Source organism: Jonquetella anthropi DSM 22815, assembly GCF_000237805.1.
GTDB lineage: Bacteria > Synergistota > Synergistia > Synergistales > Dethiosulfovibrionaceae > Jonquetella > Jonquetella anthropi.
In genome coordinates, this window is sequence record NZ_CM001376.1 from 1,171,990 (window position 1) to 1,185,664 (window position 13,675).

General features: G+C 59.2%; 13 protein-coding genes. 5 read left to right on the forward strand and 8 right to left on the reverse strand.

Going from position 1 to position 13,675, the window contains the following annotated elements:
* Positions 1–67 precede the first annotated feature (67 nt).
* From JONANDRAFT_RS05470 to JONANDRAFT_RS05490, 5 genes are read right to left on the reverse strand one after another with little or no spacing between them, the layout of a single operon-like run.
* Positions 68–517, reverse strand: coding sequence for a C-GCAxxG-C-C family protein (locus JONANDRAFT_RS05470; protein ID WP_008523096.1), 450 nt, complete (start codon positions 515–517; stop codon positions 68–70).
* Complete coding sequence (locus JONANDRAFT_RS05475) at positions 514–1,428, reverse strand: NAD(P)/FAD-dependent oxidoreductase (RefSeq protein WP_008523098.1); 915 nt, start codon at positions 1,426–1,428, stop codon at positions 514–516. Before JONANDRAFT_RS05475 ends, JONANDRAFT_RS05470 begins: the two co-directional genes overlap by 4 nt.
* Before the next feature lie 29 nt (positions 1,429–1,457).
* Positions 1,458–2,177, reverse strand: coding sequence for an SIMPL domain-containing protein (locus JONANDRAFT_RS05480; protein WP_008523099.1), 720 nt, complete (start codon positions 2,175–2,177; stop codon positions 1,458–1,460).
* Positions 2,158–2,775 (reverse strand): ECF transporter S component, encoded by a 618-nt coding sequence (locus tag JONANDRAFT_RS05485; protein ID WP_008521554.1) that lies wholly within the window; start codon positions 2,773–2,775, stop codon positions 2,158–2,160. The genes JONANDRAFT_RS05480 and JONANDRAFT_RS05485 overlap by 20 nt, the downstream gene beginning before the upstream one ends.
* A complete protein-coding gene (locus JONANDRAFT_RS05490; RefSeq protein WP_008523101.1) occupies positions 2,776–3,681 on the reverse strand; it encodes an NAD(P)-dependent oxidoreductase in 906 nt (301 codons plus the stop codon).
* A gap of 146 nt (positions 3,682–3,827) precedes the next feature.
* Here JONANDRAFT_RS05490 and JONANDRAFT_RS05495 point away from each other — a divergent pair, with 146 nt between their 5' ends.
* Together JONANDRAFT_RS05495 and JONANDRAFT_RS05500 are read left to right on the forward strand one after the other, a co-directional pair.
* Positions 3,828–5,000: an aminotransferase-like domain-containing protein gene (locus JONANDRAFT_RS05495; RefSeq protein ID WP_231366871.1), complete on the forward strand. Its 1,173-nt coding sequence runs from the start codon at positions 3,828–3,830 to the stop codon at positions 4,998–5,000.
* 94 nt (positions 5,001–5,094) lie between these two features.
* Positions 5,095–5,700 (forward strand): hypothetical protein, encoded by a 606-nt coding sequence (locus JONANDRAFT_RS05500; protein WP_008523105.1) that lies wholly within the window; start codon positions 5,095–5,097, stop codon positions 5,698–5,700.
* A 78-nt stretch (positions 5,701–5,778) separates the two neighbouring features.
* Here JONANDRAFT_RS05500 and JONANDRAFT_RS05505 read toward each other — a convergent pair whose 3' ends face one another.
* Positions 5,779–6,900, reverse strand: coding sequence for a DUF362 domain-containing protein (locus JONANDRAFT_RS05505; RefSeq protein WP_008523107.1), 1,122 nt, complete (start codon positions 6,898–6,900; stop codon positions 5,779–5,781).
* A gap of 92 nt (positions 6,901–6,992) precedes the next feature.
* Between JONANDRAFT_RS05505 and JONANDRAFT_RS05510 the strand changes: the two genes are divergently transcribed.
* From JONANDRAFT_RS05510 to JONANDRAFT_RS05520, 3 genes are all read left to right on the forward strand, one after another.
* A complete protein-coding gene (locus tag JONANDRAFT_RS05510; RefSeq protein WP_008523109.1) occupies positions 6,993–9,239 on the forward strand; it encodes a mechanosensitive ion channel domain-containing protein in 2,247 nt (748 codons plus the stop codon).
* Between the two features lie 249 nt (positions 9,240–9,488).
* Entirely contained in the window at positions 9,489–10,649 is a 1,161-nt protein-coding gene (locus tag JONANDRAFT_RS05515; protein ID WP_008521561.1) for a DegT/DnrJ/EryC1/StrS family aminotransferase, read from the forward strand.
* 100 nt (positions 10,650–10,749) lie between these two features.
* Positions 10,750–11,343 carry a sugar transferase gene (locus JONANDRAFT_RS05520; RefSeq protein ID WP_008523110.1) on the forward strand — a complete coding sequence of 198 codons (594 nt, stop codon included), beginning with the start codon at positions 10,750–10,752 and terminating at the stop codon, positions 11,341–11,343.
* A gap of 71 nt (positions 11,344–11,414) precedes the next feature.
* Here the strand turns inward: JONANDRAFT_RS05520 and JONANDRAFT_RS05525 are convergent, their stop codons facing one another.
* Positions 11,415–12,605, reverse strand: coding sequence for a phosphoglycerate kinase (locus JONANDRAFT_RS05525; protein WP_008521563.1), 1,191 nt, complete (start codon positions 12,603–12,605; stop codon positions 11,415–11,417).
* Entirely contained in the window at positions 12,606–13,628 is a 1,023-nt protein-coding gene (gene gap / locus JONANDRAFT_RS05530; RefSeq protein WP_008521564.1) for a type I glyceraldehyde-3-phosphate dehydrogenase, read from the reverse strand.
* Positions 13,629–13,675: the final 47 nt, after the last annotated feature.

Here is a 13,675-nt window from a genome sequence, read left to right on the forward strand (position 1 = left end):
TTTCTCTTCTCAGTCTTTTTCGCCGACAAAAAACGCCGGAGCTCCCGCTCCGGCGCAAAACGACTAGCTATTCCCGGCCGTCCGGCCGGCATGACAGGTCAATTCCTCCCTCTTGAAGAAGCGTCCACAGCCTTTCGACGGCCCAGAGGGAAAACGTGGGACAGACCTCCCGGCGGCGCGCGTGTTCTGCCGGGGCTAAGTCTCGGCAGTTGAGCGAGCCGAAATGGTCTTCAAATTCTTCGTACAGCGCAGCCGACAGGGCCTTGAGCCGATCGTCCCGGCTTTCGAGTTCGCCCCCTTTGCCGAGCCAGCACCCCAACGCGGCGAGACAGCCAGAAAGGACGCCGCAGGTGGCTCCGGTTCCCATGCCTCCGCAGAAGGCGTTCAGCGCCCGCAAAGTTTGAGGAACCGGACGTCCGAGCGGCGACACGGCCATTCCAAACGTCGCCGGCGCACAGCAATACCCTTGCGTCCACCACGTTCGGTTGAGTTTTGCCAGTTCCTCCGGGGAGATCACTTTAATCCCCCGTGAGCGCGAGCCCACCCGGCGGCGGCGATGCCGGCTACAGCACCGTCGCGAACCGCCCCGGCAACTTGACGCAGAGCGCCGTCTCTCATGTCTCCGGCGACGAATACGCCGGGCAGTGACGTGGCCATGTCTGGGGCGCACTTCGCCCAGCCTTCGCTCGTCTTTTCGGGAGCCAAGTCGGCCTGAGGAAGCCGGCCGGCGCAGACGAACAGCGGAATTTCGTCGTCACAGCGCAGGACGGTCTGAGCGCCGTCGTCGGACGCGATGACGACCCGCTGAACCTTTTCTCCGCCGGAGATGGAAGTCACCCGACTGGCCGGGTAGGTCCGCACGTTCGGCAGCTTCTCGATGGCGAGGCGGAACTCGCTGACGGCAGCCAGCTCTCGTTCGATGAAAACGAGGTGAACTTCTTTTGTCCGGCCGGCGAGGTGAATCGCCTCTTTCGCCGCGCCGTCGCTGCCGCCGACGACGACGATTTCCTTTGCAGACAGGTCGTCCAGCCGGTCAAGCCCCAAGCCGCAGACGCCCAGTTCATCTTCCCCCGACAGGCCAAGCCGCCGCGGTTTTGTTCCAGTGGCGAGAACTGCCGCCGACGCCTCCCACTGGCCTTTCCGTCCGGACAGGTGAATCTGACCGTTCTGAACTTCAAGGCGAAGCACTTCGTCGACTGCCGCTTCAACCCCAGCCCGCTCAAGCTGGCCGGCCATCAGTTTGGCAAACTGTGGGCCGCTCAGCCCTTCTGAGACTCCGAGAAAGTGACTGACCAGCGACACCCGGCTGATTAAGCCGCCGATGCCGTTTTTGTCCAGGACCACAATCTTCGCTCCCCGCGCCCGAGCGTACAGGGCCGCGCTGACGCCGGCCGGACCGCCGCCGACAATCGCAACGTCGTATTTCATCCACTTCACCGCCTTTGGTATAGGTCGAATCACTTCATCTGAATGGAACCGGTCACTGAAAGCTGAACTCTTGCCGTTCCGGGCTCAACGGTCTCAGGAGCGGCCAACTCCGCTGACTTCATGTTGCTGAAGTTCCGGCAGTTGGTCACCGGGGTTTCCCCGTTCATATCCACAACTGAGATCGTACCAATTGAATATGAAGAGAACCCCAGATGTTTGGCGATCATATCGGCTTTTGCTTTGAACCGATCGAGCGCGCTCTTGACCAGCTGATCTTCAATTTCCGCCAGCCGAGAGCGGGAGACCCGACACTGAATTGACTCGACGGCGGCAATTTGGGAGACGTCGGCTGTCAGCTTGGAAAGCGCGTCAAAGTCCTTGCTGGAGACGGTGAAGCGAGCCGTGTCATACCACGCCTGCTTGCCTGAAATCGAGGACGACACGCCCGGAAGAGCCTGCCAGAAGCCTTCCCGGGTCGACGTCTGAAGCTGGACTTCTTTGACCTCGCGGATCGCCTGAGCGAGCTTGTTCGCTTTTTCGGTCACTTCAGCCGCGGCTTTTTGACGGTCGGGGTCGTGAGCTGACACGACAAAATCGACTTCCATTAAGTCTCTAGCTACCAGCTGGTCGGCCGTGGCCGACAGGTTCACCACGTTTTGATCCAATTCCGCTTGGGCCGCGCTGGCAAATGACGCCGCCAAAACGAAGGCCGCCAACAGTCCTTTGAGTTTACCGCTCACTCTTCTCATAGCTTTCTCTCCTTTCACAGGGACAAGTCCTGAACCGAGCGCTCAACCCGCCAATGACGAGGAATGCCAGCGCCGAATTGGACAGCGACTTTATCAGATTAAACGGTATGATTGCCGGCACGAGCATGGAGACGACCACCTGCCGGGGCACGCCGAGAAACCACACGGTCATGACGAGGTTCAGCGGAATCATCAGCAGCGTCATGACCAATGAGCCGAGAAGAAGCCCTTTAGCAAGGCTCCCGGAGCTGCACCGCCGCCGGTACAAGAACGACGGAATGGCTACGAGAGCGCTGGTCGCCACGATGTGCATGACAAGGCCGATTGGGCCCGACCCCGAGCTGACCGTCAAAGTCTGAATCAGCGAAGCAGCAACCGTGACGGCGAGGCCGGCGCCGGGACCGTACAACAGCCCGGCGAGGATCATCGGCACGTCGCCGGGCTCGTATTCAAGAAACGGCGCCTGCGGCAGGATAGGGAAACGAATCGCTAGGATGAGTATGACGCTCAGGCAGGTCAAAAAAGCGAGCCGAGTCAGCTTGTGGACGCGAAACGACGCGCCGTTTTCCTCTCTGCCCTCGGGAAGAAACGTCTTCATTCAGCTTTTCAGCCGCCGGGCGACAAGGTACCGATCGTACAGCTTGAACAGCGCCTGAGTCCCGTCGTTTTCTCCCCCGTCCTCGGCCAGCTGGCGGTACAACTTGTCGGCCAGCTCAAGCCCGGGCAGCTGGAGGTTCATCTCCCGGGCGGACTGGAGGGCGATCCCCATGTCCTTGATGAAGTGCTTGACGTAAAAGCCCGGCTTGTAGTTGCCCGAAAGCATCTGAGGCCACCGGTTGTCCAGCGTCCAACTGGCGGCAGCGCCCTTCGACACACTGGCCATGACCGACTCGGGATCAAGCCCCGCGGCCTTGGCATAACAAAGCGCTTCCGAGACGGCGACCATGCCGGAGGCGATCAGAATCTGGTTGACCATCTTCGTGTGCTGACCCATTCCCGCACCGCCTTGGCGGTGAACCTCCGTCCCCATGGCGCTCAAAAGCCCGCGCGCCTTTTCAAACGCCTCCTCCGTCCCACCGACCATAATCGACAGCGTTCCTTTGGCGGCGCCGGTGTCGCCGCCGGAGACCGGCGCGTCCAAGCAGAACAGTCCGCGCTGGGCTCCATCGTGGGCGATCTGAGCGGCCAGCGTTGGGCTGGACGTGGTCATATCCACCAAAAGCGTTCCTGGCGCGGCCGCCTCAATGAGTCCGCTGGGACCAAGGTAAATTTCCTTTACGTCGGCCGGGAAGCCGACCATCGTGATGACGGCGTCGCTGCCCTGAGCCGTTTGGGCCGGGCTGTCACACCAGACGGCGCCGCTTTCCAAGGGTTTTTTAGCGGTCTCTTTCCTGCGGGTGAAGACCCGAAGGCTGTACCCCGCTTTCAGCAAATTCGACGCCATTCCCCGTCCCATGACGCCAATACCGATGAAGCCTACTGTGCGAATTGAACTCTGTGTCAATGGAATGCCTCCCCGTCGCTGTGTATATGTTTATTATACCGAGGAACGAAAAAACCATATCGGTTCGTTGACGGCTTTAAGCTCCCCGTACCCCTAAGGTACAATATCACCGTTATGCCGAACTTTCCTGAAAGGTCGAGATGATCATGAACCGTTTTTTGAGCGCTCAAGCCAACCGACTGAGACCGACGACGATTGCCCGCTACACCGGGGGGCTATCGGCCGAGACGGGAAACTTTACGTCCGGGCAGCCGTCGCCAGAGGCCCTGCCGCTTGACGACCTCAAGCCGATTTTCGACAGTCTGCTTGAAACGGAGCCTGCCCTGTTCGGGTACGGGGTGCCACGGGGGGACTCGGAACTTCTTGCGTACTTGTCAAGTTTGGGGCCATCAATTGGCCTTTCCGGCCCGATCCCCGAACGTCAGATCATGATCACTCAGGGCGCGATGGGCGCGGCTCATATCGCCGCCGCCGGCCTGATCGACCCGGGCGACGTGGTGTTGGCCGAGGATCCGTCGTACCCGGAGACGCTCGACGCGTTCGCCAAAAGCGGCGCCCGCATCGTCGGCATCTCTTCCGACGCTGACGGCGTCAACCCAAAAGAGCTCGAACGGCTGTGCCGTCTGCTGTCGCCGAAGGTCCTCTACGTGATCCCTCATTTTCAAAACCCCCGGGGAACCTGCACGTCCCTCGAGCGTCGGCGGCTGATCGCCGAGACGGCCCGACGGTACGATCTGCTGGTCTTCGAGGACGACCCGTACCGGGATCTGTACTTCGACGAGAAGCCTCTGCCGTCAATTTTTTCGATGGCTCCCGAGCGGACGCTGTTTGCCGGCAGTTTTTCCAAGACGGTGGCGCCCGGGTTCCGCTGCGGGTGGCTCGCCGGACCGGATGAGCTGATCGAACGGTTCGTCAATATTCAGGCTCAGACGGTAGTCGCGCTGCCGACTTTTATCCATCGGGCCATTGCCCGGTTTGCCGGATCTCCCCAGTTCGCCGTCCATATGGACGCGTTTCGGTCTGACCTAGCGCGGCGCTGCAGGATCCTCTGCGACGCTCTGACCGAATGGAGCGGCCGACGGGTCATTTTCAGCGAGCCGAAGGGCGGGATGTTCTTGTGGTGCCGGCTGCCCGGTCAGGACGGCGTTCAGGTCCAAAAGCGGCTTCTTGAGCAGTTCAACCTGGCGGTCATTCCTGGGACCGCGTTCAGCTGCCAAGGCGAATGCCTCGACTGCATCCGGCTCACCTACAGCCGCCAGCCGATCGAACGGTTAAAAGCCGACGCCAAAAAACTTGCCCAAGCGCTCGGGGCATTCTGAGCGAGCGTTGCATGTGGCAGGACAGAATATTTATGATAGACTTACATTCAGGATTATCCTATTTATGACCCCACCCTGAAGGAGCTGAACTGTAATGGACGAACAGAACCTGCACGCTCACGATCACGAGAATGAAGAGCACCCCGTGGAAAGCTGCTGCTGCGAGGGCGATCAGCACGATCACGACGAAGGTTGCTGCTGCGGCGGCGACGAACACGATGATGATGGGTGCTGCTGCGACTGCGATATGCCCGCTGACGATTCTTCCTGCCGAGTCAAAAAAATCGTCGCGATTGCCGTCGGAGCGATTGTCCTCTTGGCCTTGTTCGCCGGCATTCTCATGCGCAGCGACGCCGTCCTCACCGAAGTCCGCGGACTGAGAGACGAGATCGTCAATTCCCAGAGGGACACTCAGGCCGTCGTCTCTGAAGTCGCCGCGCTTCTCGGCAAGGCGCAGGCTTCCTTGGCCGCCATCGAGAACAAGGTGAACAGCGACTCCGCTTCCAGCGAGGACGTTTCCGCCGCTTTGAACGAGATCCGCGAGATGTACAAACAGACGAACGTTTCCCTGAACCAAGCGCTGGAGTCAAAGGACAGCATGATCCGCCAGCTGATCGGCGATTTCGGGGCCAAACGTCCGAGCACGCAGCCGGTTCCTCCGGCCGCTGCGCCCGAATCAGCTCCTCAGAAAACCGAGTAATTATTCAGCTCCAACAAGACAAGAAACGGCGGCTCCCGATCGGGAGCCGCCGTTTTTGTCTTTTCAACCCGTGGAGACCTAAATCACTTCAACTTGAGCGGACAGCTTTCCCAGCCCGATGGCCTGTCCGTGGTTCAGTTGGGATTCCGGCTCCGTTTTGGGGTGAATGTGGGAGAACTTTTCGCACCCGCTTGGCAGGGCAGAGCCGACTGCCTCTGTGACCTTATCGAGACAGAACTTGTCCAGCGCGACCGGGTCAATTGACGCGGCAATCCCGATCGGCGGGACGATCGCGTTGTCGCTCCAGCCGCAGCAGTCGCACAGCGGCGTGATGTCGGTCATGACGTTGACGTAAACGACCCGGCGTTTGTCTCTCACAGCCCCAAGCGCGTACTCGGCCATGCGCTCGCCGAAGGCGCTCCGGTCCTCTTCTGATCCCCAGTCGATGGAGATAGCGCTGACCGGGCAGTGGGTCATGCACTCGCTGCAGCCGATGCACTTCGACTGGTCGATGAACGCTTTATTCGCCCCGGCGGGGTTTTTCATCGAGATGGCGCGAACAGGACAGTTGCGGGCGCACCGGCCGCAGGCGATGCACTCTTCAGGGGCCACAGACAGGTTGGCGGCGTGCTGGTCTTTTTTCCCCAACGCGCAGGCACAGCCCATGGCCAAGTTCTTCACCGCCCCGCCGAATCCGGCCCTCACGTGCCCCTTGAAGTGGCTCAGCACGACCATCGAATCGGCGTCTGCGATGCTCCCGGCAATCTTGACCTCTGAAAAGTGTTTTCCGGCAACCGCCACGGGCCGCCAGTCGTTGCTCTTCAGCCCGTCAGCGATGACGACCGGCGCGCCGGTGACCTCAGGGCCGAACCCGTGGCGAACGGCCAAGTTGAGGTGGTCAACGGCGTTGCGCCGGCAGCCCGTATAAAGGGTCGTCGAGTCGCAGAGAAACGGCTTGCCGCCGGCCTCTTTGACCGCGTCGACGATCAGACGGGCGTACTCGGGCCTCAGGTACGTGTCGTTTCCTTCCTCGCCGAAGTGGAGCTTCACCGCCACCAAGTCCCCCTCGGACACGGTCCGCTTCATCTCCACTCGGTTGAGCACGTCCCTCATTCGGTCGAACTTGCTCGTGCCGTTCGCAAACGGCGCGAACCAGATGACCGCATCTTCAACGTTTTCCCTCTTTTTACACGCAGACACCTGACATTCCCCCTCCTTGAAAAATCCCCTGCGTTCATTCATTATAATAGTCGTTAACGAAGAAATTCTCTAAAAACCTTCGAGGTGATCCTATGAACTTTCGGAAGCTCGCTTTTCTTCTTGTAGCCATCGGCCTGTCCGCCGCCCCGGCGGGAGCGATCGACCTGACAAGCGTTCTGCCGGGCCTGTCGTCGGACAGTCAGCCGTCGTCGGCCGGTGACGCGGAAATTTTCAAGCCCTCTGACTCCGATCAGGCAATCAACGCCGAACGGTTGGCGTCGATTACCAAACGGTTGAACGGCTTGGCCGGTACTCCCCTAGACGAAGTCGCTGCCAGCAACGGCGTCACGGCTGACGACGTCAAGGACAGAATTTCACTGCTCAATAACTTGAAGCTGAGTTACGAGCGAATCGCGGCGACTGCGAAAAATATCCCCGGCGCCGAAGCGCAACTTCAGGCGCTCAAGAGCGTGCCGGAAGAAAACGCGCTGCCAAAGGAGAAACCGCCCTTTGACATCGCCACGTACGAGCGGGCGCTGGACGAATCAGATGACTTGGCCGTTTCCCAAGAGCTCAAGGAGGCCGACTTGCGCAACGCCAAGCTGGCGCTGAGCTACGCCCAGTCGAGCCAGCAGGCGGCAGAAAGCAGCTACCGCAGCGCCAAAAGCACGCCGGCAGCCGCGTCAAACGCGTGGAAGATGGAAAACTTAGCTCTGACTGCCGAAGCCGCCAGAGCGGACGTGCTGCTCCGTCAGCTGCTCATCAAGCAATTGACCGCTGAATCCCAGTCGCTGGCAATTCAGATCAACTCGGCGAATAAAAAAACATCTTGGATTGAGTCGAACCTCAAGTTCACCGAAGAGGACTACCGGGACATCTTGAAGTCCCTCGATGCCAACGCGGCTTCGCTGCAAAACAAACTGCAGGAAGCCGAGCGCGAGGCCCCCACGGCAGCTGCCCCTCAATCCGACAGCCAGGATCCAACGATCAAAGAACTGGCCGACTCTCTGTCGTCCCAGAAGAAGAGCTTCACGATGAACCGCATTGAACGGCTTCACGCCGCACTGGCTCGCCTTGCCGCCTGCCGGCAGATGTGGGACCAGCGTTACAAGCTGTTTAACGGCGGCGTGCAGCAGGAAAACATGCCGGTCATCATTGACTCTTTGGGAAAGAACCGGAATTCGATCGAATCAGCACAGGCCTCTCAGCAAAAGCTCATGCTGGCCGTTCAAAAAAGGCTCTCCAGCTTGAACGACCAGACAGCAGGGAAGCAAGGCGGAGAAGCGCAAGAACTCAAAAAACAGATGATCGCCCTGACCAACGCCGAACTGGCTGACTTGGACGCCGACGCGGCCAGCATCGCGTCATTGCTCCGCTTAACCAGCCGCACCCTGCAGGAGTACAAAGCCCGGTACAACGTCGTCCCGGTCACCGAAAAAGTGGCCGGCATGTGGAAAGTGAAGACCGCCGAAATCCTCAACACCGAACTGTGGACCAGCGGCGACTACACGGTTCACCTCAAATCCCTGCTGGGCGCTCTGGTGATCCTTCTGCTGGGCGTGTTCGGCAGCCACAGGGCGACGCGTTTTGTCATGAAGTGGGTTCGCCGCCGGGCTAAAATTGACGAGACGACCGCCGCGACCATCAGCCGGTTCGTCCTCTACCTGTTGTTCTTCATCTGCTTCCTCATCGCCCTCAAACTGGTCAGCATCCCACTCACCGCGTTCGCGTTCCTCGGCGGTGCCTTCGCCATCGCCATTGGGTTCGGCGCTCAGACGCTGTTCACCAACGTCATCTCCGGGATCATGTTGGCGGTCAACCGGCCGTTCCGACTGGGCGACACGCTAGAAATTGACGACGTCCTCGGCGAGGTGAAAGAGATCGGCACCCGAAGCACTCGGCTCAAGACGCCGGACGGACGGGACGTCGTCGTCCCCAACAGCAAGCTGCTGGACAGCCGGCTAATCAACTGGAACCTGACCGACTATTTGAACCGCCGAACGATCACCATCGGTCTGAGCTACGACAGTGACCCCAACAAGGCGATTGAGGTGATGAACCAGGTCGTCAGGACAAATCCTCAGGTGCTTCCCTACCCTGAGCCGGCCATCTACTTCAGCGCGTTCGGCGACAGCTCGCTGAACTTCACCATTTACTACTGGGTCAACCTGAGAGTCGCCTCAGGCCTGAAAGTCGACAGCGACGTCCGGCTGGCCCTGTTCAAGGCTCTTTCCGAATCCGGCTTGGCGATCCCGTTCCCGCGGGTGGACGTCAGCCTGTTGGGGGGCGCTCTTCCTCAACAGACGTCGCCTGTCGAAAACGGCCGGCCGAACAGCTAAACAACAGAAGAATCGCCCCGCCCGAGAAATTTGGGCGGGACGATTCATTCTTTTTCCGGCGAATAGCTTAGCGAAGTAGCTCGACTTACTGCACCAAAAACGATATTGGCCAGCTATAATGTAAAAACCTTCAAATTGGGGGCGTCATCAGGGCGTGCCGGCGTGTGCATGTCAGGCGTTCGTCCTGAGCGCAGCAAGTGATGCTGCAGCAGCTTATGGACCAACTTATTACTTCAAGAGGTGACCGTTATGACTCAACGAGCGTTTCTCCCCTTTGCCCTGCCGGACATCGGACAGAGCGAGATCGACGAAGTTCTCGACTCTTTAAAATCTGGATGGCTGACAACCGGCCCAAAAACTCAGCGGTTTGAAAAGGACTTTGCCCAATACCTCGGCGGCGGCGTTCACGCGATGGCTGTCAACTCAGCGACTGCCGGGCTGCACTTGGCGCTTGAAGCCTGCGGCGTCGGCCCGGGTGATGAGGTCATCACCACGTCGTACACCTTTACGTCGTCGGCAGAAGTCGCCCGATATTTGGGCGCCGAACCGGTTCTGGTAGACGTCCTGCCGGACTCACTGGAAATTGACCTGGCGGCAATTGAGCGGGCGATCTCTCCCAAAACGAAAGTCATTATCCCGGTCCATCTGGCTGGGTTGGCCTGTGACATGAAGCCTCTCCTTGAGCTCGCCCACCGCCACGGCATCAAAGTGGTTGAAGACGCGGCTCACTGCTTCCCGGTTAAGTATCGCGGAGACTTCATCGGCACGCTCGATTCTGACTGCACGGTGTTCAGCTTCTACGCCACGAAGACCATGACGACCGGCGAAGGCGGCATGATCGTCACAAAAGATGCGGAGATTGCCAAGCGCTGCCGGTGCATGAGACTTCACGGCATCGACCGGGACGCGTTCGACCGGTACACATCCGAACGTCCTGCGTGGTACTACGAAATTGTCGCGCCGGGTTTCAAGTACAACATGACCGACATCGCCGCGTCCATCGGTATTCACCAGCTGGAGCGGGCCAAAGGGTTCATGAGCCGCCGAAGCGCCATCGCCCAAAAGTACCTCCAGGCGTTCGCCGACCTTCCCGTCCAGCTGCCGATGGGCCCTACTCCCGAAAGAGAGCACTCTTGGCACCTGTTCATGCTGCGGCTGTCCGACGACGCCCCCATCTGCCGGGACAATTTCATTCAGGAAATGTCGAACGCCAAGATAGGGTGCAGCGTTCACTACATTCCCCTTCACGCCCAGCCGTACTGGAAGCAGCGTTACAACTTGCAGCCCCAAGACTTCCCTGTGGCGGAAGACGCGTGGAAACGGGAAGTGAGTCTGCCGATTTTCACGGCCATGAAAGACAGCGACGTGGACTACGTCATCGAACAGGTGCGCCGGCTCTTGAGCCGCTGAGGCGCCTGCAACCGACAAAATTCACAGGAACATACGTCCTGTTTGGCCTGCCTCTAAAAGCTTGGCAGGTCAGCCACTCATACAAGAGAGGAATCTTCTCATGACCTCCAAGCGATTTATGGACCTGCTCTTTACAATTCCCGGCATTATCCTGCTGAGTCCCATCATGCTGGTTATCGCCGTCTGGATTAAATGCGATTCCAAAGGGCCGATCATTTACAAGCAGAAACGGGTCGGGTTGGGCGAGCGTTTGTTCAACGTGTACAAGTTCCGGTCGATGGTTACTGACGCCGACAAGGCTTCCCTGCTGACAGTCCGGGCCGACGACCGGGTAACGAGAGCCGGCCGCTTTCTTCGAAAAACCAAACTTGACGAGCTGCCCCAGCTTTTTAACGTGTTGATCGGAAACATGAGCCTTGTGGGGCCACGCCCTGAAGTCGCCAAATATGTGGCGTTTTACCCGCCCGAGGCGAAAAAGCTGATCTTTTCGGTAAAGCCCGGGATCACAGAACGGGCGTCAGTTGAGTACAAAGACGAAAACGACCTGCTGGACTGCGCCGACGATCCAGAAAAAACGTACATCGAAAAAATTTTGCCGGTGAAAATCCGCTACTCCGTCGCCTACGCTAAATCGCACACCGTTTTAGATGATCTAAAAATCATCATGGCGACAATCAAAGCGATTGTTTCGTAAGTCAAGTTCATAGTCCCCAGAACATAATGGAAGCCCCGACACCTCGCGGTGTCGGGGCTTTCGTTTGTCTTTTATCGTTTGAGAAGAGGCACGACTGCCGGCAGGTCTTTGCCCTCGCAGAACTCTAAACTGGCCCCGCCGCCCGTGGACAGGTGGCTGACCAAAGAGCCGACGCCGAACTTCTTCGCCGCGGACGCCGAATCCCCGCCGCCCACCACTGTGAACGTGCCGGTTCGGGTCGCCTCAGCCAAAGCGTTCGCCACAGCCTTCGTGCCGCTGGCAAACGCCTCGCTTTCAAACACGCCCATCGGTCCATTCCACAGAACCGTCCGAGCTCCCTTGATCGCCTCGGCAAAAAGCTTTTCCGTCCGAGGCCCAATGTCAAGCCCCATGCAATCGGAAGATATCTCCTCCGCCGGGACGACCCGCGCCGTCTCGGGCTCCTCAATCGCATGGGCCTCGACGACGTCAACCGGCAGCAGGACGCGGACGCCCCGTTCCTTTGCCCGAGCGAGCATTGACCGGGCAAAGTCAGCGTGTTCTGCGTCGTACAGCGAACGGCCGACGTTCAAGCCTTTCTCGGCCAAGAACGTGAATGCCATGCCGCCGCCGATCAGAAGGGAGTCGGCCTTCTCGATCATCCGTTCGATGACGGCGATCTTGTCGGCGACTTTTGCCCCGCCCAATACGACGACGTACGGCGGGACCGGCTCGTCGCGCACGACAGACAGCGCGTCGATTTCCTTTTGAAGAAGGAACCCCGCCGCGCTCGGCAGCGAGTCTCCGACGCCGACCGTCGAGCTGTTGGCCCGGTGCGCCGCGCTGAAGGCGTCCATCACGAACGCGTCGAACGGCTTCGCCATCAGAGCGCTAAACGCGGGATCGTTCTTTTCCTCCTCCGGGTGAAAACGGGAGTTCTCCAGCAAAAGGACTTCTCCCGCCTTTTGAGAGGAAACGGCTTTGGCGACTTCAGGGCCGACGCAGTCAGCGACGAAGCGAACAGGCACGCCGTAGATTTTTTCCACGTCCGCTCGAATTTGGCCGAGGGACAGTTCAGGCACGACCTTCCCCTTCGGCCGGCCAAAATGGGACACCAAAGTCACCAACGCGCCCTGAGCCAACAAGGCGTCGATCGTTTCTTTGTGAGCAGCGATACGGGTCGTGTCTGTGACCTTTCCGCCTTTAAACGGCACGTTGAAGTCCACCCGGACAAGGACTTTTTTGCCGGACAGATCGAGCGAATCAATGCCCCGAAGTTTCATTTAAAATCCCTTCTCGATCATGTAGTTGGCCAGATCGATGCAGCGGCATGAATAGCCCCACTCGTTGTCGTACCAAGCGAGAACTTTTGCCAAGTTGCCGATAACCATCGTCTGGGACGGCGCAAACACGGCCGAGCGGGGATCGTGAGTGAAGTCCACCGACACGCAGTCGTCGGTCTCATAGCCCAAGTAGCCTTTGAGCGTCGATTCGGAGGCTTCCTTCATGGCCTGGTTAATCGACTCGACGGTCACGGGCTTGGCCGCAACGAACGTCAGGTCGACCAGCGACACGTCCGGCGTGGGGACGCGGATTGAAAGGCCGCTCAGCTTGCCGTTCAGCTCAGGAATGACCTTGCCGACAGCCTTGGCGGCGCCAGTGGTCGTCGGAACCATGGACAGCGCGGCGGCCCGGGCGCGGAAATTGTTCTTGTGGGACTTGTCGTGAAGTCTCTGGTCGCTGGTGTAGCTGTGCTCGGTCGTCATCAAGCCTGAAACGATGCCGAACTGCTCGTGAAGGACCTTGGCCACAGGAGCGAGGCAGTTGGTCGTGCAGGAGGCGTTCGAGACGATGTGATGCGACGCCGGGTCGTACGTTTTCTCATTGACACCCATGACAAAGGTCGCGATGTCGTCGCTCTTTCCCGGAGAGGTGAGAAGGACCTTTTTTGCGCCGGCCTGAAGGTGCCAAGACGCTTTATCGCTCTTCGTGTAAGCGCCGCTCGCCTCAATGATCAAGTCGACGCCCAGTTTCTTCCACGGCAGTTCTTCGGCCGTGTCGGCGCGAAGGACTTCCATCGAGTGGCCGTCCACAATCAAGTGAGAATCGTCGTAGGAGATCTGAGCGTCGAATCTCCGATGAACCGAATCGTACTTGAGCAAATAGGCCATCTGGTCCACCGCCGCATTATGGCGCTGAAGCGCGACAACTTCCATGAGCCCTTTGGTGTCGTACTCTTTGAGTCCCCGAAGTACAAGTCTTCCGATCCGACCAAAACCGTTAATTGCCACACGAACCTTCGACATTGCCTACCTCCTCGCGTCAGACGCGCACCGTCATGAGCTGAAAGCTC